Source organism: Haloarchaeobius litoreus (genome assembly GCF_024495425.1).
In the GTDB taxonomy this organism is placed as follows: domain Archaea; phylum Halobacteriota; class Halobacteria; order Halobacteriales; family Natrialbaceae; genus Haloarchaeobius; species Haloarchaeobius litoreus.
The window spans coordinates 764,291-781,979 of sequence record NZ_JANHJR010000003.1 but is presented as its reverse complement, the minus strand read 5'-3'; the positions used below and the strand labels follow the sequence as shown (position 1 = coordinate 781,979).

General features: G+C 68.6%; 24 protein-coding genes and 1 tRNA gene. 11 read left to right on the top strand and 14 right to left on the bottom strand.

Features of this window, described 5'->3' with window-relative positions; genetic code table 11:
- Window positions 1-111: 111 nt before the first annotated feature.
- Together NOW55_RS16330 and NOW55_RS16325 are read right to left on the bottom strand one after the other, a co-directional pair.
- Window positions 112-489, bottom strand: a complete 378-nt coding sequence (locus NOW55_RS16330) for a DCC1-like thiol-disulfide oxidoreductase family protein (RefSeq protein ID WP_256401172.1) — start codon at window positions 487-489, stop codon at window positions 112-114.
- Window positions 490-557: 68 nt separating this feature from the next.
- The gene (locus NOW55_RS16325) at window positions 558-1,025 is read right to left on the bottom strand and encodes a cupin domain-containing protein (protein WP_256401171.1); all 468 of its coding nucleotides are present in this window, start codon (window positions 1,023-1,025) and stop codon (window positions 558-560) included.
- A 78-nt stretch (window positions 1,026-1,103) separates the two neighbouring features.
- On the opposite strand from NOW55_RS16325, the gene NOW55_RS16320 reads away from it, so the two are divergent.
- Complete coding sequence (locus NOW55_RS16320; RefSeq protein ID WP_256401170.1) at window positions 1,104-1,424, top strand: tRNA-binding protein; 321 nt, start codon at window positions 1,104-1,106, stop codon at window positions 1,422-1,424.
- An 88-nt stretch (window positions 1,425-1,512) separates the two neighbouring features.
- Window positions 1,513-1,836, top strand: a complete 324-nt coding sequence (locus tag NOW55_RS16315) for a 4Fe-4S dicluster domain-containing protein (protein WP_256401169.1) — start codon at window positions 1,513-1,515, stop codon at window positions 1,834-1,836.
- 36 nt (window positions 1,837-1,872) lie between these two features.
- On the opposite strand, the gene NOW55_RS16310 is transcribed toward NOW55_RS16315, so the two are convergent.
- Window positions 1,873-2,034: a DUF6757 family protein gene (locus tag NOW55_RS16310; RefSeq protein ID WP_256295896.1), complete on the bottom strand. Its 162-nt coding sequence runs from the start codon at window positions 2,032-2,034 to the stop codon at window positions 1,873-1,875.
- 89 nt (window positions 2,035-2,123) lie between these two features.
- Window positions 2,124-2,903, bottom strand: coding sequence for a PHP domain-containing protein (locus NOW55_RS16305; RefSeq protein WP_256401168.1), 780 nt, complete (start codon window positions 2,901-2,903; stop codon window positions 2,124-2,126).
- A gap of 135 nt (window positions 2,904-3,038) precedes the next feature.
- Between NOW55_RS16305 and NOW55_RS16300 the strand changes: the two genes are divergently transcribed.
- On the top strand, window positions 3,039-3,329 hold the full coding sequence (locus NOW55_RS16300; protein WP_256401167.1) for a DUF5789 family protein: 291 nt from the start codon (window positions 3,039-3,041) through the stop codon (window positions 3,327-3,329).
- A 58-nt stretch (window positions 3,330-3,387) separates the two neighbouring features.
- Here NOW55_RS16300 and NOW55_RS16295 read toward each other — a convergent pair whose 3' ends face one another.
- Complete coding sequence (locus NOW55_RS16295; RefSeq protein WP_256401166.1) at window positions 3,388-4,395, bottom strand: DUF5784 family protein; 1,008 nt, start codon at window positions 4,393-4,395, stop codon at window positions 3,388-3,390.
- A gap of 176 nt (window positions 4,396-4,571) precedes the next feature.
- On the opposite strand from NOW55_RS16295, the gene NOW55_RS16290 reads away from it, so the two are divergent.
- The gene (locus NOW55_RS16290; RefSeq protein ID WP_256295900.1) at window positions 4,572-4,745 is read left to right on the top strand and encodes a DUF5786 family protein; all 174 of its coding nucleotides are present in this window, start codon (window positions 4,572-4,574) and stop codon (window positions 4,743-4,745) included.
- Here NOW55_RS16290 and NOW55_RS16285 read toward each other — a convergent pair.
- From NOW55_RS16285 to NOW55_RS16275, 3 genes are read right to left on the bottom strand one after another with little or no spacing between them, the layout of a single operon-like run.
- Window positions 4,742-5,518 carry a DUF7530 family protein gene (locus tag NOW55_RS16285; protein ID WP_438266579.1) on the bottom strand — a complete coding sequence of 259 codons (777 nt, stop codon included), beginning with the start codon at window positions 5,516-5,518 and terminating at the stop codon, window positions 4,742-4,744. The genes NOW55_RS16290 and NOW55_RS16285 overlap by 4 nt on opposite strands.
- The gene (locus tag NOW55_RS16280; RefSeq protein WP_256401165.1) at window positions 5,515-6,438 is read right to left on the bottom strand and encodes an NAD(P)H-binding protein; all 924 of its coding nucleotides are present in this window, start codon (window positions 6,436-6,438) and stop codon (window positions 5,515-5,517) included. The genes NOW55_RS16285 and NOW55_RS16280 overlap by 4 nt, the downstream gene beginning before the upstream one ends.
- A gap of 60 nt (window positions 6,439-6,498) precedes the next feature.
- On the bottom strand, window positions 6,499-7,383 hold the full coding sequence (locus NOW55_RS16275; RefSeq protein ID WP_256401164.1) for a YkgJ family cysteine cluster protein: 885 nt from the start codon (window positions 7,381-7,383) through the stop codon (window positions 6,499-6,501).
- A gap of 114 nt (window positions 7,384-7,497) precedes the next feature.
- On the opposite strand from NOW55_RS16275, the gene NOW55_RS16270 reads away from it, so the two are divergent.
- Together NOW55_RS16270 and NOW55_RS16265 are read left to right on the top strand one after the other, a co-directional pair.
- Window positions 7,498-7,776: a hypothetical protein gene (locus NOW55_RS16270; RefSeq protein WP_256401163.1), complete on the top strand. Its 279-nt coding sequence runs from the start codon at window positions 7,498-7,500 to the stop codon at window positions 7,774-7,776.
- Between the two features lie 25 nt (window positions 7,777-7,801).
- The gene (locus NOW55_RS16265) at window positions 7,802-8,011 is read left to right on the top strand and encodes a DUF7561 family protein (protein WP_256401162.1); all 210 of its coding nucleotides are present in this window, start codon (window positions 7,802-7,804) and stop codon (window positions 8,009-8,011) included.
- Here NOW55_RS16265 and NOW55_RS16260 read toward each other — a convergent pair whose 3' ends face one another.
- Both NOW55_RS16260 and NOW55_RS16255 read right to left on the bottom strand, forming a co-directional pair.
- Window positions 8,012-8,431, bottom strand: coding sequence for an RNA-binding domain-containing protein (locus NOW55_RS16260; RefSeq protein WP_256401161.1), 420 nt, complete (start codon window positions 8,429-8,431; stop codon window positions 8,012-8,014).
- Window positions 8,428-8,997 carry an AAA family ATPase gene (locus NOW55_RS16255; protein WP_256401160.1) on the bottom strand — a complete coding sequence of 190 codons (570 nt, stop codon included), beginning with the start codon at window positions 8,995-8,997 and terminating at the stop codon, window positions 8,428-8,430. Before NOW55_RS16255 ends, NOW55_RS16260 begins: the two co-directional genes overlap by 4 nt.
- A gap of 104 nt (window positions 8,998-9,101) precedes the next feature.
- Between NOW55_RS16255 and NOW55_RS16250 the strand changes: the two genes are divergently transcribed.
- The gene (locus tag NOW55_RS16250) at window positions 9,102-9,476 is read left to right on the top strand and encodes a YccF domain-containing protein (RefSeq protein ID WP_256401159.1); all 375 of its coding nucleotides are present in this window, start codon (window positions 9,102-9,104) and stop codon (window positions 9,474-9,476) included.
- Here the strand turns inward: NOW55_RS16250 and NOW55_RS16245 are convergent.
- Entirely contained in the window at window positions 9,458-10,189 is a 732-nt protein-coding gene (locus NOW55_RS16245; protein WP_256401158.1) for a GNAT family N-acetyltransferase, read from the bottom strand. The two genes, NOW55_RS16250 and NOW55_RS16245, sit on opposite strands and share 19 nt — an antisense overlap.
- A gap of 117 nt (window positions 10,190-10,306) precedes the next feature.
- Between NOW55_RS16245 and NOW55_RS16240 the strand changes: the two genes are divergently transcribed.
- Window positions 10,307-10,381: transfer RNA gene (locus tag NOW55_RS16240), tRNA-Arg, on the top strand.
- Between the two features lie 394 nt (window positions 10,382-10,775).
- On the opposite strand, the gene NOW55_RS16235 is transcribed toward NOW55_RS16240, so the two are convergent.
- Window positions 10,776-11,090, bottom strand: coding sequence for a hypothetical protein (locus tag NOW55_RS16235; protein WP_256401157.1), 315 nt, complete (start codon window positions 11,088-11,090; stop codon window positions 10,776-10,778).
- Between the two features lie 96 nt (window positions 11,091-11,186).
- On the opposite strand from NOW55_RS16235, the gene NOW55_RS16230 reads away from it, so the two are divergent.
- From NOW55_RS16230 to NOW55_RS16220, 3 genes are all read left to right on the top strand, one after another.
- Window positions 11,187-11,621 carry a MaoC family dehydratase gene (locus NOW55_RS16230; RefSeq protein ID WP_256401156.1) on the top strand — a complete coding sequence of 145 codons (435 nt, stop codon included), beginning with the start codon at window positions 11,187-11,189 and terminating at the stop codon, window positions 11,619-11,621.
- A 306-nt stretch (window positions 11,622-11,927) separates the two neighbouring features.
- Window positions 11,928-13,994: a YncE family protein gene (locus tag NOW55_RS16225; RefSeq protein ID WP_256401155.1), complete on the top strand. Its 2,067-nt coding sequence runs from the start codon at window positions 11,928-11,930 to the stop codon at window positions 13,992-13,994.
- A 200-nt stretch (window positions 13,995-14,194) separates the two neighbouring features.
- Window positions 14,195-15,910, top strand: a complete 1,716-nt coding sequence (locus tag NOW55_RS16220; RefSeq protein WP_256401154.1) for a histidine kinase N-terminal 7TM domain-containing protein — start codon at window positions 14,195-14,197, stop codon at window positions 15,908-15,910.
- A gap of 70 nt (window positions 15,911-15,980) precedes the next feature.
- On the opposite strand, the gene NOW55_RS16215 is transcribed toward NOW55_RS16220, so the two are convergent.
- A complete protein-coding gene (locus NOW55_RS16215; RefSeq protein ID WP_256401153.1) occupies window positions 15,981-17,069 on the bottom strand; it encodes an aminopeptidase in 1,089 nt (362 codons plus the stop codon).
- 60 nt (window positions 17,070-17,129) lie between these two features.
- Window positions 17,130-17,687, bottom strand: a complete 558-nt coding sequence (locus NOW55_RS16210) for a DUF7529 family protein (protein ID WP_256401152.1) — start codon at window positions 17,685-17,687, stop codon at window positions 17,130-17,132.
- Between the last annotated feature and the right edge of the window lie 2 nt (window positions 17,688-17,689).

Below are 17,689 nucleotides of genomic sequence, written 5' to 3'. Positions count from 1 at the left end.
CTCACCCCGTCATAAGAACCTGTGGCCTACCGGCAACTGGTCGCGGTAGCGAAACTGGTTTTACTACGCCCGTACGTAACTTCGGACGCGTCGACTTTCCCACTTCCACTTCTACCCGCCCCGAGCCGGTGGCTCGCAGCGCCGAATCCTGGCGAGGAGGTCCCGATGGTTCGCCAACGACCGGTAGAGCGGCTCGCGGACGGTTGCCCGGACGGACCCGGGGAGGAACTGGAACGCGGCCATCGGCAGGTGCTCCCACGTGTCCATGCGGGCGACGACCTCCTCGGCGGCGGCCCCACAGGAGTACGTCTCGTCGCCGACGAACAGGTGGGCACAGGACTCGTAGTCCGGCGGGAGCCGCGCCAGCTGCTCGTCCGTGAGCTCGGAGAACCCGACGAGGGCGAAGGGACCACGCGCCGCAGCGTACCGCGCGCTCCACGTACAGAAGCCGCAGTCGTCGTCGTAGACGATGGTCGGCCAGGCGTTCATGCGTGACTGTTGGTTCCGAGCCGACATGAAAGGCGGTCCCGTCCGGGGAGCTCGCACCGCTCACCGCCTCAGGTGAACCGGCCGGTCTCCGCATCGCAGTCGACACAGGTGGTGACGACCGCGTCGCGCCCGTCCGTGAGTGAGATGGCCTGCTCGGTGCGTTCGTCGCAGTCCGTGCAGTGGCGGACCATGGTGAGTTCGCCGGACTCCTTCGGCGCGCCCATCGCGAGGACGACAGCACGCTCGTCGGCCTCGTTGGTGCCGAGCTGCCACTCGCCGGGGTCGAACCGGACCACCTCGCCGGCTTCGACGGGCACGTCGCCGTCCTCGGTCTCGAACGTGACGACGCCGGACTCGACGTAGAACACCTCCTCCTGGTCGCCGTGACGGTGGTAACCGAAGCCGAGGCTGTCGCCCGGTCCGAGCTCGTAGTAGTTGAGCGCAAGGCCGGTCGCACCGAGCGCGTCGGTCAGCGGGCGCTTCACATCGGCGGGGCCCATGCGACGGTCGCAGTCGTCGATGGTCACCTTCTCCATGGCTGGTGCGAGGAGGGCTGGCGGCAAATAGCTGCAGGCTGCGGGAGCTTTAGGTGTGGGCGGCGCGACCGGACGGCCATGAGTGGTCCGTTCGACGTGCGTATCCGTGTCGCCGAGGTCGTCGACGCCGAGCCGTTCCCCGAGGCGCGAAAGCCAGAGCTGGTGAAGCTCACGCTCGACGTGGGCGGCGAGGAGCTCCAGTCGGCCGCCCAGCTCGGCTACCATCACGACGTGGGCGACCTCCCCGGCCAGCAGGTGCTCTGTGCGACGAACCTCGGCACCGTGAACATCGCCGGCTACGTCTCGGAGGCGCTGACCGTTGGCGTCCCGGGCGACGACGGCAACCCCGTGCTGGTCACGCCCGACGAGGACGTGCCGCTGGGCGGCGAGCTGTACTGAGGCCGCCACGGGGTCGACTCGCTCCCGTCGAGTCCGTCGCCGCCGTCGAGTCGGGCTGTTTTTCCCCGTCCGCCGCCGACCGACGGCCATGGCCATCGACCCGAACTTCGAGGAGAACCGCGAGGTCGTCGACGACCACGACGGACACGCCGTCTGGGGGCCCGTCGACGAACCGGAGCAGCTGGGCATCCACGGCACGCACGTCGCGGTGGACTTCGACATCTGTCTCGCCGACGGCGCGTGTCTGGAGGACTGCCCGGTCGACGTGTTCGAGTGGGTGGACAGCCCGGGACACCCCGAGTCCGAGATCAAGGCCGACCCCGCCCGCGAGGCGCAGTGCATCGACTGCATGCTCTGTGTCGACGTCTGCCCGGTGGACGCCATCGACGTGGACGCGAGCCGGTCGGCCTGACGGCTCGACGCGAGATGAGAACGGAACGAGAACGCGCTATGTTCGGTCGACGTCGACCTCTTCTTTGAGCTGCTGGAGTTCGTCCGCCTCCGCGAGGTCGTCGAGACGGTCACGGAAGTGCTCCTCGCACAGCCCGACCTTGATGCCCTTGGATTCGACGGCGAACGCGGCATCGAGGTCGCAGTAGTGGCACTTCATGCAGCCATCTTGGCGGTGCAACCGTTTGAACGCTACGCTCGCGGGCGATACCGGTGCGGAACCGTCGGGACGGCCGCACTCCTGCGCCGTCAGGCGATACGGGCCGCGATGCGCTCGTACTCCGCTTCCGCGAGCCCGGTGATGCCGAGGTCGTCGTCGTGGGCGTCGCTCCCGCCGGTGACGAGCAGGTCGTGTTCCTCGACCGCGCGCTCGACGAGTTTGGTGTCGACGGCGTGGCCGTAGTCGTAGTACCGCTCGACGGCGGGGAGGTCGGCGCACAGTTCGAGTGCAGCCTCGGGGTCGGGGTAGCGGAACGGGTGTGCGAGCGAGACGAGTCCGCAGGCCTCGTCGAGCACCGCGTGGCCCTCCTCGAAGGTTGGCACGTCGCGCGGGACGTAGCAGGGGCCGTCGTCGCCGATGAGGTGCTCGAACACCTCGCCGTACTCGTAGCCGGTGTCGGGGTGGTCGGCGACGGCGCGGGCGATGTGTGGTCGGCCGAGCCCGGGGCGGCTCTCCAGCCCGAGGTCGACGCCGAGGCGGTCCTCCACGCGTGCGATGATGGCCGCACCGCGCTGCTCGCGGTCGGTCTGGAGGTGGTCGACGAGTGCGTCGAGGTCGCCGTCGCCGTCGACGCCGTAGCCGAGCAGGTCCACGCGCTGGTCGCCCGCCTCGACGCGGAGCTCGATGCCGTGGACGACGGTCACGCCGTCGCGCTCGGTGACCGGTGCGTCGAGGTCGGGGTGGGTCCGGTCGTGGTCCGTGACGGCGACGACGGAGACGCCGGCGCGCTCGGCGGCCGCCGGCACCTCGTCGATGGTCATCGTCCCGTCGGAGTTCGTCGTGTGGACGTGGAGGTCCGCGTACACCATACCCGCCGTTCGAACGGCCGGGGGAAACGCGTTCCGACACGTCGGACTGCTCACCTTAAGGAGTACAAGGAACCTGGGTCGGTCGAAGGTCCTTTATGGACAATGTTTATAATTATCTTTCACCGAAGTCGTGGTATGTTCCGCAACGGAACGGACGAGCGAATCGAGAACCAGACCTACCCACTGACAGCCGACGAACTCGCCGCGGAGCTCGGCGACGCGCAGCTCGACCTGACCCACGGGTCTCAGACGGTAGCGGAGGTTCTCGAAGGGATCCGCTGTGACGAGACGTTCCAGCGGCCGGAGGACGTCCGGTTCACCCTCGTCGGCGGCGTCTCGGAGGACGCCGTCGGCCGGAAGGGGTACTCGGACCGGGACCCGACGCCGCCGGGCAGCCCGGAGGCTCCCGAGACGGTCTCGTTCTGAGTCACGGCAGCTTCCCTGCGGCCCCCTGTAACACCGTTCTCACGCCCGGTAGTCGTCGCTACAGCAGCGTCATCGCGTTGTCGAGGTACAGCGGCACGTCGCCCTTCGTGTACCCCTCCGCGGAGCCGTCGGGTCGCACCCGGTAGACGACGGCGGGCTTGTGCCGGACGTCGGGCTGTTCGCCCTTCACGGCGGCCCACTGCTCGTCGGTGAACCCCGAACAGTCGACGAACAGCACGACGCCGCCGCCGTGGTTCGCGAGCTGGCCGGTCGTCTTCACCTCCGCCGTATCGCGGACCGCCACGACCGGGCTGTTCGTGCTCCGGCGGTTCGGCGGCCGCGGCCGCGTGACCTCGACGAGGTAGCTCGTGCCGTCGGGCTCTGTCGCCCGGTAGTCGAGGAAGTGGCCCGTCGTCACCTCGATCTCGGGGGTGACGTCGTAGCCGGCATCGGTGAGCAGCTTCGCGGCGACGAACTCCGAGATGGCCGCACACATCCGCCAGTAGTCGAGCGTCTCGCTCGTACCGAGCTTGCCGGCCATCTCCTCGCGGTAGTCGTCCAGGTAGCCCGGCTTCAGCACCGATTCGAGGTACGAAAGCGCCACGTCGGGGTCGGAATCGGGGAAGCCACAGGCGCGCTCGTGGAGGAACTCCCGGGTCGTCTCGCGGCCGTCCTTGGACATCAGGACGGTGAGGAAGTACCAGCGGACGTGCGGGTAGTCGCCGAGCCACGGTGCCTCGACGGCGAGGTCGGCCATGAGCTCGCGCTGGGCCCACCGGGTGACCTCGTAGGGGACGTCGTCCCACTCGTACTTGTCCGTCCGCCAGAGCGTGCTCGGCGTCTCGGTGTTGCCGAGCCAGTACGCCACGTCGCCGTCGTAACAGAACAGTGCCATGTCGCCGTTGTCCATCTCGAACCGCCACGCCTGCCAGCCGTTCGGCGGCTTGTAGTGGGGCGTGACGAGCTCTGCACCGAGGTTCGAATCGAGGTCCGCCAGCAGGTCCCGGCGAACGCGGTCGTCGTCCCAGCGTTCGTGCGAGCGCCGGAAGCGGAGGGGTCGTGCCACACCGGGAGTTGGTCGGCTTGAGTTAAACGGGTTCGGGTACGGTCGGTCGGTTCGACGGCCCTGGGGCGGCGTTCGCTGCCGGGTGCGTCGCCGTCCACTCACCCCACCCCGCTCTCCGGGCCCGGTTTCGGCGATAGTTTGATATAGTGTAGCATCCAATCATGAGTCGTATTGCCATGTCAATGGGTGCCTACGACGATGACGAGCACGAGCGGCGCGAGCAGCAGGCCAGTCGGGTCGATACCGACTTCGACGACGAGCGGACTGTGTACCACGGGAAGGTCGAGTACGACTCGGGCGACTCGACCGAGGACCTGCTCGAACAGTTCGAGCAGATAAAGTCGGATTAGGGGTCGTTCTGCCGGCGGATGCTCAGCCCCACCGAGAGCGACGTGGCCAGCGTCACGGCGAAGACGTGGGCGACGATGACGGCCGACAGCACCGGCCGATCGAGGACGAACGGCACGAGCAGCAGCTGTGCGACCGCGAACCAGAGGTTCAGCAGGTCGGCCCGGGCGAACGCCCACGAGGTCTCGCGGTCGAACTCGTAGACGTACGCCCGCCAGATGGCGACGACGCCGGCCCACCAGCCGGTGCCGATGCGGTAGGCGACGTCCCAGAGGATGAGCAGCATCAGGTACACCGCGAGCACCGGCGGCTCCTCGCCGAACAGGCTGGTGACCAGCGGGTCCGCCGAGCGCGCAGGGTCGACGACGAACAGGTGCGTGACGACCGCGATGAACGCGAGCACGCCGAGGACGACCTCGATGCTCGAACCGAACAGGAGTCGCTGGTAGTCGTCGGGCGTCGGGAGCCGGCGGATGGAGGCCCCGAGCCGCAGCATCAGCGCGCTGCCGACGGCGGCGACTGCGACCGCCGCGGTGCCCGCCGGGACCGCCGACCAGAGGTCGTAGTACCACGCCAGCAGGAGCAGTGCGGCCTCGAAGCCGAGCAGCTGGATGGTGACGGCCGCTCGCTCGGAGATCTCGATGCCGGGGAGTGCGCCGACGATGCTCTCGTACACCCACGTCTCGCCGAACTCCTCGCGGTCGCGGGGCGGCTCCCTGGGCGTGCCGCCCGTCGCCGTACCGTCGCCGGACTGCGCGGTGGAGCCGTCGCTCACGCCGGGCCCACCACCGGGACCGGTTCCGGTGCCTCCGGGTCCGCGGCGAGCGCTTCGCGCACGGCGGTCTCGAACGGCGTCAGCTCCACGTCGACGTAGTCGGTGATGCTGTCGTCGGTGACGACGACCGGGTTCCGGAGTCCGGCGATGAGCGGTCGGGCGACGCCCTTCGGCACGTCGGTCACGAGGCTGACCCAGTACGCCGACAACTCCGGTGAGAGGACAGGCACCGGGACGACACGGAGCGGCTGACCGGTGGCCCGTGCCGTCGTCTCCAGCATCTCGCGGTAGGTGAGCACCTCGGAGCCGCCGATCTCGAACGTCCGGCCGGCCGTCTCCGGGGCGTCCAGCACGCCGACGAGGTAGGCGACCACGTCGTCGATGGCGATGGGCTGGCACGGGGTCGACACCCACTTCGGCGTCACCATCACCGGCAGCCGCTTGACGAGCTGGTACACCATCTGGAAGCTGGCGCTGCCCGCCCCGACGATGATGGCCGCCCGGAGCGTCGTCAGCTCGAACTCGCCCTCCTCCAGCAGGTGCTCGACCTCGCGGCGCGAGCGCAGGTGTTCGGAGAGGCGGTCGCGCTCCTCGCCGAGGCCGCCGAGATAGACCACGCGCGAGACGCCCGCCTCGTCCGCCGCGTCGACGAAGTTCCGGGCTGCACGCCGGTCGCGGTCCTCGAAGTCCTCGCCGGACTGCATCGAGTGGACGAGGTAGTACGCCGCGTCGACGTCCTCGAACGCGGGCGGGAGCGTCTCGGGGTCGAGCAGGTCGCCGCGAACGACGGTCACGTCGTCGGGGGCGTCGTACCGGGCGGGGTCGCGGACGAGCGCCACCACGTCGTGGCCCGCGTCGCGCAGCGGGGGCACGAGGTGACCACCGACGAATCCGGTCGCACCGGTGACGAGCACGCGCATACAGTCACGAAGGGGTGGCTGCTGCATAAAGCGTCACCCCGACTCGTTCCCGGTGCCGGGTCACTCCACCGCGTCCCAGCCGGGGGTCCCCGGTGCTCCAGCCTGGTCCTCGACGCGTTCGGCGGCCTCGGCGTCGGGCGCATCCTCACCCTCGCCGGACGCCCAGGCGGTCCAGGTCTCGACTGCGCCCGTGACCCAGGAGTCGGCCGACAGCACGGCGTCGCGGTACTCCTCGTAGCGTCGCTCGCTGTGCTCGGTCGTTCCCGGGACCGACCCCGCCGCCCAGCCGGCGAACTCGGCGCGGTCCGCGCGGGTCAGCGTCCCCGCGGCTGCCCGGCTCGCGATGCCCGCCAGCGCGTCGGGCTCGGGGTGGACGAACACCTTCTCGCCGAGCGCCTGCGGGCCGAGCAGCAGTCCGCCGACCGACTCGGGGGGCTCGTCGTCGAGCAGGCGTTCGCCGTCGAACGCGGCCTCGACGCGCTCGCACTCGGTCTCGCGTTCGAGGAGGAGGTTGTGCCCCGGGTAGTCGGCGCACTCCGACGGGTAGAGCCCGCCGCCGTGGATTCGACACTGGAGCGTCGTCGGGTCGAGGAACACGCAGCTCCGGAGCCACCGCTCCGCGTCGGTCCCGACCGGCGCGACCGGCTTCGGGGTCTTCCGCAGGCCGACGAAGAACGTCGGCTGGCCACCGAGTGCGGCCAGCCGGCGGCCGTCGACGACCACCGCACCGTCCACCGTTTCGGGGACCGTCCAGAGCCGCGGGATCAGCGCGTCGCCGTAGCCGGCGTCACAGAACTGCCGCACCTCCGTCCGGGTCAGCGGCGCGAGGTTGTAGATGTCGTCGAGTGGCTCGTGGGGCCCGCGGCGCTCGTGGTCGCTCGGGTGGTCCGTGAGGGGTCGCCAGTCGACACAGCAACCGGCACAGCCCTCGCAGTCGACGTCCATGCGTACGGGGTTCGGCCGCCAGCGACAAATCCGTATCTCTGTCTGTAGCTGGTCTCTATAGTGCTCTATATTGCACCCAAACCTATTCCATACATGAGTGTGAAGGCCCTTCACATGGTGAGTGGCAGAAACAGGGGCGTCAGCACGGTCGCGAACCGCGAGGTGGTCGCGAGCTTCGCACTTCTGGCGTCGCTGGTCGCACTCGGGCGGCTCACGACACTCGGGCCGCTCGAGACACCGGGCACACTGCTGGTCGAGGGCTACGAACTGGTGGAGACGTTCCTGACGGACGTGGTGGCCGTCTCCGCGCCGACGGCCCTGCTCTTTCTGGTGTACCTCTACGTCCTCGCGGTCGGCGTCGCCTGGTTCGTCCGCCACACGGGAAAGAGCTAACGCCGTCCAGCCCCGAGGCTGGGGCGTGAGCACGGACCCCTGTGACGGCTGCGGTAGCCCGGTGAAGATACGCGGCGGTATCGGCGACTTCTGGTCGTTCTTCGGCGGCAGCAATGACGCCGAGGGGATGCTGTTGACGTTCGACAGCGACGGCTCCGAGCACCTGCTCTGCTACGACTGCATCGAGAAGCTTCCGGACGAGCCGACCGCGGCCGACGTCGCGGCCCTGGAGTAGTCAGTTCTCGTCGCGCGTCTCGACCGGTTTGCCCTCCTCGGTCGGCGGCGCGACGTGGTCGACGAACGCCTCGACGGACGGCTCCGTGACCCGCATCCGGACGTGGATGTCGCCCAGTTCGTCGGGGTTGCCGACGGAGAAGTTCACCACGCCCTGGAACGCCGCCTGCTTCTTCAGGTCGAACTCGACGACGTTGCCGTCGCGGTTTCCGAAGAACTGGCCGCGGGCCGTGTCGAGGATGGCTCGCTCGTGCAGCAGCTCCGAGAAGTGGTCGACCTGGTGGGTCGTCGCGAGCAGCTCGCCCGGGTGCTCCTCGACCGTGGCCTCCGGGAAGATGTTCCGGATGGCGTCGGCGACTCGGTCCGTGACCTCGGTGTCCTTCACCGGTGCCGTGATCTGCACGTCGACGCTGTATATCATCCCTGCACCTCCGAGACGGCCGCCGGTCCCTCGGCGAGCAACGTCTCGATCTGCTCGCGGAACGCCGCCAACGTGTCGGTGTTGTCGATGACGACGTCCGCACGCTCCATCGCGTCGTCCATCCCGAAGCCGCGCTCGCGCTCGTCGCGCTCCCGCAGGCTCTCGCCGTCCTCGTCGGTCCTGTCCCGGCCGCGCTCGGCCAGACGGTCCCGGCGCACCTCGAACGGAGCCTCGATGCTCACGAGCACGAAGTCGTCACCGAACGCGGCCTCGAACACCTCGAGCTCGACGCCCGAGCGCAGGCCGTCGACGAGGACGGTGTCGTGACCCGCGAGGTGGTCGCGGATCATGGGTAGCGACCGCTGGGCGATGGCGTCGGGGCCGTTCTCCTCCCGTAGCGCCTGTGCGATGCGGCCGTGGTGCTCGGCCGGGTCGAGCCCGCGATCACGACACTCCTGTCGGATGACGTCGCCCATCGTCACGACGGGGATGTCGTGCTCGCGGGCCACGTTCGCCGCCTCGCCCTTGCCGCTCCCGGGCAGGCCGACTGTTCCGATGACGGTCATCGGCCGAGAGTTGTCGTGTGGGCGGCTTAACCCCACCGCTCTCCCGCTGACGGTACCACGCGCCGTCGCCAACGCTTTTCGCCGGTCGGTACGTCTGTTCACGTATGGCCCGTTCCCTCCTCGTCCGTGCCGTGTGGTTCCTGCTCGTCGGCTGGTGGCTCACGTTCATCGCCATCAACGTCGCGTGGTTCCTGAACGTCACCATCATCGGCATCCCGCTCGGTATCGCCATCATCAACCGCGTGCCGACGCTGCTGACGCTGAAGGAGCGCCGCGAGCCCATCGACCCCGACGCCGGCCGGAGCCAGCACTCGCTGCTCGTCCGGGCGGTGTACTTCCTGCTCGTCGGCTGGTGGCTCAGCCTGCTCTGGGCGAACCTCGCCTGGGCGTTCGCCGCCTCCATCGTCGGCCTCCCCGTCGCCGTCGTGATGTTCAACTACCTGCCGTATCTGACCTCGCTCTACCGGTTCGACGGCTGAGCGACGACGACCAGCAAGCCCGTCGCGAACCGCTCGAAGCCCAGTCCCTCCGCCAGCGCGACCGACCACGGCCACGCGTCGAGCGTCCGGTACTGCGGCCACAGCCCGGCGTCGAGCGCCCGCTCGGTCGCCCGCGAGACCACCGCCCGCCCGAACCCCCGGGAGCGGTAGTCGGGGTGCGTGACGACGCCGACGTGTGCGATCTGCTCGTCCCACACCTTGAAGCCCGCCGCCGCGACGAGCCGGCCGTCCGCCTCGATGCCGACGGTCTCCCCCGGCTCGAACGCCGGGCCGCCAGCGTCCCACTCGTCTGCTGGCACCGCCGCCCGGAACCGGTCGTAGGCAGCCTCGTCGTCGTCGGTCAGCACCCGCGCCGCCGACGCGACGGGCTCGAAGCGCTCGCGGTCGGTGTAGCCGTAGAACGCCGGGCCGAGCACCGTCTCGACCGGGGCGACCCGCTCCTCGACCCACCGTTCGAGCGCCGCCGGGTCGTCGGCCGCGACCGCTGCGAGCGCGTCGGCCCGCGCCCGGCAGTCCGCGACGAACGCCGACGGCGCACCGACGGCGACGGTGCCGTCTCGGACGAACACCTGTACGCCCGCGTCGTCTCCGACCTCGCCGACGACCACGCCGCCCGTCTCGAACGCGTCGCCCGAGACGCCGAGCTGGTCGGTCCAGTACGCTTCGAGCGCTCGCTCCGTCGCCGGCTGCATGGTCGTTCGGACGCACGCCTTCGTGAAAACGCTTCGACCGGTGTGTGGGTCCGTCGCACCTGCCGCGTCGGTCGAATCCCGACCGTTTTTCTACGATGGGGCCATATCGCGGTTCGAGGGCACGTAGCTCAGCCTGGATAGAGCGTCGGACTTCTAATCCGATGGTCGTGGGTTCAAATCCCATCGTGCTCGCTAGCCGCGAACGAAGTGAGCAGTAGCGCCGCTCGGGATTTGAAGCAGGGAGCGGAACGGAGTGGAGCGACCGTGTTCAAATCCCTTCGTGCTCGTTCGCTCCAGTCGCCAGTGTCGCCTACTGGACACCTGCTACGCCATGGTCCCTTTTGTGTGGCGGAGAGACACTAGACTGCTAGCCTCGACGTTGATGTGTGATGACATGGTACGTGAATGTGCGTCGTCGGACCAGGGAGTAGTCCCGGTGGTCCAGCCGATCGAGACCGGTCGGAACCGTCGGTCCCCATCGGGGGGACGGGACCGACGTGTGTCGCGGGCCGCCGTGGAGTACGAACCGACGATGCGAGAGGGAGGGGGTCCAGTGCCGCTGCGACGCCGTTCGGCAGTGCGCGGACTATCCGGCCGTCGTCGTCGTCCGGTCCGTGGTCCGGACCAGGACGTAGCCGTACAGCGTACAGCCCATCGCCACGAGCAGGGCGGTCGCGCGGACGGCGGGGTGGACGCCGAGGTCGGAGACGAGGCCGAAGACGTTCTCGAAGGCGACCATCGTGACAACGAACAGCGCGCTCCCGGACTGGAAGACGACGAGGGCACGCCGCCGCTCCGGGGAGACGCCGCGTCGCTGGCGGACCCGCTCCGAGCGGGCGAGGGCGAGGACGCTCGCGACCACGAGCCCACCGACGAGTAGCCAGTTCGAGGGTACCGACATCGTTCGATCGTAGTCCGTTCCGACTGAAAAATACTCGCCTCCAGACCATCCCGGGCCGATATGCAGGTTTTAGTCGACACCAGTCGAGACGACGGTATGGAGTACTTCGAGGACATCGAGGTCGGCGACACCCGCGAGTATGGCAGCTACACCGTCGAGGCCGAGGAGATCATGGAGTTCGCCGGGCAGTACGACCCGCAGCCGTTCCACACCGACGAGGAGGCCGCCGCGGAGAGCTTCTTCGGCGGGCTGGTCGCGAGCGGCTGGCACACCAGCGCGATCACGATGCGGCTGCTGGTCACGGGCATCTTCCCCGACACCTCGGCGATGGGCGCGGTCGGGGTCGACGAGCTGCGCTGGCCGAACCCGGTGCGGCCGGGCGACGAACTCCACGTCGAGACGGAGGTGCTGGAGACCGAGGCGGACTACCGCCCCGGCGTCGGCCTGGTCCGGAGCCGCGTGGAGACGTTCGACCAGGATGGCGAACTGAAGCAGCACTTCGTGAGCCGGGCGCTGTACGAGCAGCGGTGACGAGTCAGCTGTTCGACTGGTAACTGGGGCGATTGTTCGGCGGGTGGCTACCGCCGTTTCGAGACACGAGACAGCTAGTGTTCGGCCGGCGTCCGACCGTCCAGCACCCACCCGTCTTTCGACATCATCCGGTTTTGAACTCTCTCCGACGTGTTGAGTGGGTCGTTTGCGGTTCGTCCGTACCGCAGTATCCACTCCGTACCGGGAGCCATCGCCGGTGGCTTATGGCCATAACTATAGGCTATATTTATATCTGCTAGCTGAGAACATCGCGGTTACGGGGGCGAACTCCCTCGCACAGAGACCATGACAGACGTAACAACCATCGCGACAGGAATCGACGCCGCCATCGGCTGTGACTATCGACGGGCAGAACGCGCGCTGTACTTCGTCGAGTTCGGCGGCAGCATCGCACGCTACGACCTCGTTCGGGACGCCGTCGGCACGGTCTCCACGGGGACGGACACCATCATGGGGACGTACCAGTACGACCTCGACACGGGCCAGCAGGGAGCCGCCGGCGACGACGTCTGGTGGGAGATCATCACCGACGGCGAGCGAAAGCTCGTCTCGCTGGAGGACGCCGCCATCGCGTACCTCGGTGACGTCGACTACGACGGCATCTCGTCGGCCGAGGTACAGGCCCTCGACTACGACCGGGCGCGGGACATAAGCGGCAGCGACGACGACAACGAGCTGTTCGAGGGCGCGGTGTTCACGGTCCGGACCAACGACGGCAACTACGCGAAGGTCGAGGTGCTCGACCACGGGGACGACCTGCAGATCCGGTACCGCACCTACGAGCTGCAGGACGCGTACCAGGAGCTCGGCACGGGCTACGACCGACCGGAGGACATCGCGCTCGGCAGCGACGGTCGCCACGCGTACGTCACCGAGCGCGGCGGCAACGTCCTCCGCGTCGACCTGGACGACGCCGACCGGAGTCAGGCGACCGTCCTCGCGAGCGGGCTCACGGGGCCCCACCAGCTCGCGCTCGACGAGGACCACAACCAGGCCTACGTCGTGGAGTACGACGACGACGGCCGGCTGCTCCGGGTCGACCTCACCACCGGTGCCGTCGACGAACGCTACGGCGGACTTCACGGTGCCGTCGGGCTCCTCGTCGACGAGGAGCGACAGTTCGCCTACGTCACCGAACAGCGCGGTGGGGGCTCGAACGGGGTGCTCACCCGCATCGAGCTCGCGACCGGCGCGAACGAGCAGCTGGTCGACAACCTGACCGCCCCGTTCATGCTCTCGTGGGGGAGCCCCACGGAGGACCGCGTCGTCTTCACCGAGCGCGACCCCGAGAACGCCGTCTCGATGGTCGACCTCACGACGCTCGACGTCGACACGCTCGTCGACGACGTCCCGTTCCGGCCGTCGAGCGTCGCGCTCGTCAGCGAGGACGAACTCGTCGTCTGTAGCGACGACGTGCTCGCCAGCGTCGACCTCGTCGCCGACCTCTACCCGGCGGACGCACCGCTGTTCATGGGCATCGGCCACGTCCCGGTCACCGACATCTCGGCTGACGGCTACGCCACCACGCAGGGGCCGGGCTACCCGCTCCAGACGCGGAACGCCCCGTTCGGCGGGCGGCTCCCGATCATGCTCAACCACGAGCGGGCCTACCACGACGAGGGGGCGCGCTACTACCGCCTGCTCGTCGACGGCGACGAGCCGCGGCAGAGCTGGCACCAGCTCAGGTGGACGACCAGCACGAACCGGTTCGAGCCGGAGGCCGTCTCGGCGTCCAGCGGCGGCTACTACCGGATTCAGCGTCCCGGCGAGATCTGGTACAACAGCCGGCTGGGCTACAAGCTCGCCACCGGCTGGCTCACCAACGGCGAACACACCATCACGGTGAAGTTCTACGCCGACCGGGACCGCAGCAGCCTCGTCGACCAGGAGCACGTCGACGTACACATCGACAACCAGCACCCGCGCGCGGAGATCGGGACCATCTACCACAAGCTCCCGTCGGGCGCGCCCGCAGCGGAGGAGGAGATCGGGGCCTGCGGCATCGTCGACGGCGGCACCGACGAGTTCCAGCTCGCGCTCACCGCCCACGACCCGGAGGGCCACCTCCGGAGCTGGTCGCTGCGGACGCTCTGGGGTGCCAACCAGAGCGCTCACGTCGCGAACGACAGCTACGACAACCACGACTCGTCGGTCGGCTGGGCCGGCATCCAGGACAGCCGCGAACCGTCGGGCTGGTGGTCGGTGTACGCACTCGAATCCGAGTCGGCGCGCCAGTGCGCCCACACGTTCCACCTCGACGTGTGGGGCCGGACGGTGAACGGCTACCACCACGTCCACCACTCGCGCTACCACAAGTCCATCACGATGCTGCTGCCCGACCCGGGTCCCTGAGTCGACGGTAGCTGTCCCCGCTTCGTGACCGGGGTCGGCTGCCGTCCGGACATGGGCAGGCGGCAGTGGACCCCGTCCAGCCTCGATAGCGATCTCCGAACCCGGGTGCGAGCGGCTATTGCTGTCGTACCCCAGTAAGGTCCGGACAACGTTAGCACGGTGCCCACCAGACACATACCGGTTGGTCACCTGTCACCTCCATGGTCGATGCCGCACCGCTACTCCCGGGACTGATGCTGGTGTCTGCAGCGGCGAGTGCGGCCATCGCTGCCTACCTGGTCGTCCGCATCTGGCGATCGACGCCGGCTCCCGGGAGCCGTTCGTTCCTCCTGGTCGCCAGTTCGGCGGGGATTTGGTGTCTCGGTGTGGCGCTGGTGCTGTGGGAGCCGACGTCCGAGGGGATGGCCGCGCTGTCGATGGTCTCCTGGCTCGGGATGACGACCCTCGCCGTCGCCTGGCCGGCGTTCGTGCTGGAGTACACCCGGTCGGTCGACGTGTTCCGTCTGCGGGTGCTCGGGCCGCTGTCGGTCGTTCCCGCTGCCACGTTCTCCGCACTGTTCGTCGCGAACGGCCTGCTGGTCAACGAGGTCCACTCCGAGAGTATCGGGAATCTCTCGACGCTCGACGGCACCCCCGGCCCCCTGCTCGTCGTGTTCATCCTCTACACCTACGTCCTGAACGCGGGAACGTTCGTGCTGTTGGCCCAGCACTACCGCGAGGCCGGCGACCAGGTCCGTCCGCAGACGGGCGCGTTGCTCGTCGCAGGCGCACTCCCCTTCGCCGTCAGCATCGCCAGCCTGCTCGGCGTGACCCCGTTCCAGCCGGTCGACCTGACCCCGTTCGTGTTCTCCGTCACGAACGTCATCGTCCTCCTCGCGCTGTTCCGGTACGACCTGTTCCGGCTCGTCCCCATCGCCCGGACGACCCTGGTCGAGGAGCTGACCGACGGCGTGCTCGTCGTCGCCCCCGACGGCCGCATCGTCGACTCCAACCCGGCAGCGAGCGCCCTGCTCGGAACCGGCGACCTCGTCGGGGAGCGTGTCGACGACCTCTCCGTCGACCTCGGCCTGGGTACGGTCGACGAGACCGGTGGCCGGTCGACGTTCACCATCGACGACGCGGGTGAGATCCGCCACGTCGAGGTCGCCATCTCGAACATCCGGACACCCGGCGAGGGCGTCACCGGCTCGCTCGTCGTCCTCCACGACATCACCGAGCAGCGCGAACGCGAGGCGTTGCTCGAGGAGACGAACGAGCGGCTCGACGAGTTCGCGAGCGTCGTCAGCCACGACCTCCGGAACCCGCTCACCATCTCCCAGGGCTACGTCGAGATCCTCCGCGAGCGCCATAGCGACCCCGAACTGGAAGAGGTAGCCGACGCGAACGCTCGTATGCAGGAGATCATCGACGACACGCTTCGCCTCGCCCGGCTGGAGACCCAGGCGCTCGACGAGGAGTGGGTGTCGCTCCACGACGCCGCCATCGACGCCTGGGGGCTCGTCGACACCGACGACGCCAGACTCGCGGTCGACGCCGACGGCTCGGTGTACGCCGACCCCGGCCGGCTCCAGACCCTGCTCGAGAACTGCTTCCGGAACAGCGTGGAACACGGTTCCACGAGCCGCCGGGCTGTGTCCGGCGACAGCGTCGAGCACGGCTCCCCCGACGACGGCACCCCCCTCACCGTCTCCATCGGCTGGCTCGACGACGGGTTCTACGTCGCCGACGACGGCGTCGGCGTCCCCGAAGAGGTCCGCGACGATCTCTTCGAGATGGGCGTCTCCTCCGTGGAGGAGGGCACGGGGTTCGGGCTGGCCATCGTCGAACGGACCGTGCGAGACCACGGCTGGACGATAGAACTCGCCGACGCCGACGGGGCCCGCTTCGAGGTGCGGGGCGTCGACGTTCGCTCCTGAGGGGTCTCGCTGCTGGTGGCGACTCGTCGAGAAAGACGGTCGTCGTGCTATACGGCGGCCTTCGTCGAGCTCAGAACCCGTCCTCGAACCGGAACGTCCCGTCGCGCTGGACGACCTCGCCGTCGACCTCGATGACGCTGTCCTCGCCCATGTCGACGATCATGTCCACGTGGACGGCGGACTCGTTCTGCTCGTTGCCCTCGCCGACGTTGGCCTCGTAGGCCCGACCGACGGCCATGTGGACGGTGTCGCCCATCTTCTCGTCGAACAGCATGTTGTAGGTGAACCGGTCGATGTCGCGGTTCATCCCGATACCGAGCTCGCCGAGACGACGGGCACCCTCGTCGGCGTTCAGGACCTCCGTCAGAATCTCCTCGTTCTTCTCCGCCGAGTGCTCGACGACCTCGCCGCCCTCGAACTGCAGGTAGACACCGGTAACCTCGCGGCCCTGGTGGTACAGCGGCTTGTCGAACAGCACCTCGCCCTCGACGCTGTCGGGGACCGGCGCGGTGAACACTTCGCCGCCGGGCAGGTTGTGCTTGCCCGTGTCGTTGATGGTGACGTTGCCCGCGATGGACATCGTCACGTCGGTCGTGTCGCCGCTCCTGATGCGGACCTCGTCGCCGGCGTCGAGGATCTCCACCATCTGCTGCTGGAACTCGCCCTGCTCGTCCCAGTCCTTGTTGACGGCGTCCCAGACGAAGTTCTCGTAGCCCTCGGTGCTCATCTCCGCGAGCTGGGCGTTCGCGCCCGCCGGGTACTGCGTGAGCACCCACCGCTTCGAGAGCCGCTCGTCGAGCAGCGGCTTGCGGGCCTTCTCGTACTCGCGGGACGTCACCGGGTCGATGTCCGCGGTCTCGGTCACGTTCGCGTCGCCGCGGATGGCGATGTAGACGTCCATCTCCTCGAACAGCGCCAGCTCGTGGCTCGGCAGCTCGAACTCGCCGTCGTGGTTGCGCAGGTACGCCCGTCGGAAGCGTGTCCCCGTTCGCTGGCTGACCGCCAGCGGGTTCGCATCGACGTCCGCACACGTCTCGAACAGTGCCGTGACGAGGTCCTCGGCGAGGGGATGGGCGTCGATGACCACGTTGTCGCCGGGCTGGAGGTCGGCGGAGTGCTCGGCGACGATACGTGCGTGCTCACGAACTCGTGGGTCCATACCGGTAGTCGCGTGGGTGCTCGTTTACCGGTTTCGGTGCGGAACCCGACGGGCCGAGAATCAGACCTGGGGCTTCCAGTCGTCGATACGCTCGGCGTAGGGGACGAACTTCTCGTGGGAGTCGTGCTTGAACACGCCCAGGACGGCCCCGTCGAGCTTCTGGACGTAGGTGTAGAACTCGCCCGCGTCCTCGGCGTCGTGGACCATGCCGGGGGCGTGGCGCAGCTCGTACTGCGCGGCGACGAAGATGGCTGTCTCCGTCTCCGGGTCGCGGTACTCCACGACGAGGAACACGTTTCCGTCGACCTCGCGGCGGTACACCTCGTACTCGGGGAACTCCTTGTCCCCGAACACCTCGGTGAACTCCTCGCCGTGGTTCGACGGGACGACGAACACCATCCCGAAGCGGTCGTCGTCGTCGTCGCCCGCCTCGCGGTGCTGGCAGCCGGTGCTGCCGGCCATCATCGTCACCGTCTCCCAGCCCTCGGCCTCGCGCTCGTCCGCCAGTGCCTCCATGTCCTCGAGCGCGCCCTGCCAGGCGTTCTTCAGGGTGTCGGCGTTGTTCGCGATCCGGTCGACGTACTCGTCGTCGTGTTCACTGTCGGGGACGTCTGGCATAT

Bases quoted from the DNA above. Each gene is read 5' to 3' on its own strand.
- NOW55_RS16260 (WP_256401161.1), bottom strand. From the start codon at position 8,431: ATGATATACAGCGTCGACGTGCAGATCACGGCACCGGTGAAGGACACC.
- NOW55_RS16210 (WP_256401152.1), bottom strand. From the start codon at position 17,687: ATGCCAGACGTCCCCGACAGTGAACACGACGACGAGTACGTCGACCGG.
- NOW55_RS16255 (WP_256401160.1), bottom strand. From the start codon at position 8,997: ATGACCGTCATCGGAACAGTCGGCCTGCCCGGGAGCGGCAAGGGCGAG.
- NOW55_RS16215 (WP_256401153.1), bottom strand. From the start codon at position 17,069: ATGGACCCACGAGTTCGTGAGCACGCACGTATCGTCGCCGAGCACTCC.
- NOW55_RS16230 (WP_256401156.1), top strand. From the start codon at position 11,187: ATGGAGTACTTCGAGGACATCGAGGTCGGCGACACCCGCGAGTATGGC.
- NOW55_RS16310 (WP_256295896.1), bottom strand. From the start codon at position 2,034: ATGAAGTGCCACTACTGCGACCTCGATGCCGCGTTCGCCGTCGAATCC.
- NOW55_RS16225 (WP_256401155.1), top strand. From the start codon at position 11,928: ATGACAGACGTAACAACCATCGCGACAGGAATCGACGCCGCCATCGGC.
- NOW55_RS16270 (WP_256401163.1), top strand. From the start codon at position 7,498: ATGGTGAGTGGCAGAAACAGGGGCGTCAGCACGGTCGCGAACCGCGAG.
- NOW55_RS16275 (WP_256401164.1), bottom strand. From the start codon at position 7,383: ATGGACGTCGACTGCGAGGGCTGTGCCGGTTGCTGTGTCGACTGGCGA.
- NOW55_RS16315 (WP_256401169.1), top strand. From the start codon at position 1,513: ATGGCCATCGACCCGAACTTCGAGGAGAACCGCGAGGTCGTCGACGAC.
- NOW55_RS16235 (WP_256401157.1), bottom strand. From the start codon at position 11,090: ATGTCGGTACCCTCGAACTGGCTACTCGTCGGTGGGCTCGTGGTCGCG.
- NOW55_RS16300 (WP_256401167.1), top strand. From the start codon at position 3,039: ATGTTCCGCAACGGAACGGACGAGCGAATCGAGAACCAGACCTACCCA.
- NOW55_RS16325 (WP_256401171.1), bottom strand. From the start codon at position 1,025: ATGGAGAAGGTGACCATCGACGACTGCGACCGTCGCATGGGCCCCGCC.
- NOW55_RS16330 (WP_256401172.1), bottom strand. From the start codon at position 489: ATGAACGCCTGGCCGACCATCGTCTACGACGACGACTGCGGCTTCTGT.
- NOW55_RS16280 (WP_256401165.1), bottom strand. From the start codon at position 6,438: ATGCGCGTGCTCGTCACCGGTGCGACCGGATTCGTCGGTGGTCACCTC.
- NOW55_RS16320 (WP_256401170.1), top strand. From the start codon at position 1,104: ATGAGTGGTCCGTTCGACGTGCGTATCCGTGTCGCCGAGGTCGTCGAC.
- NOW55_RS16290 (WP_256295900.1), top strand. From the start codon at position 4,572: ATGTCAATGGGTGCCTACGACGATGACGAGCACGAGCGGCGCGAGCAG.
- NOW55_RS16220 (WP_256401154.1), top strand. From the start codon at position 14,195: ATGGTCGATGCCGCACCGCTACTCCCGGGACTGATGCTGGTGTCTGCA.
- NOW55_RS16245 (WP_256401158.1), bottom strand. From the start codon at position 10,189: ATGCAGCCGGCGACGGAGCGAGCGCTCGAAGCGTACTGGACCGACCAG.
- NOW55_RS16250 (WP_256401159.1), top strand. From the start codon at position 9,102: ATGGCCCGTTCCCTCCTCGTCCGTGCCGTGTGGTTCCTGCTCGTCGGC.
- NOW55_RS16305 (WP_256401168.1), bottom strand. From the start codon at position 2,903: ATGGTGTACGCGGACCTCCACGTCCACACGACGAACTCCGACGGGACG.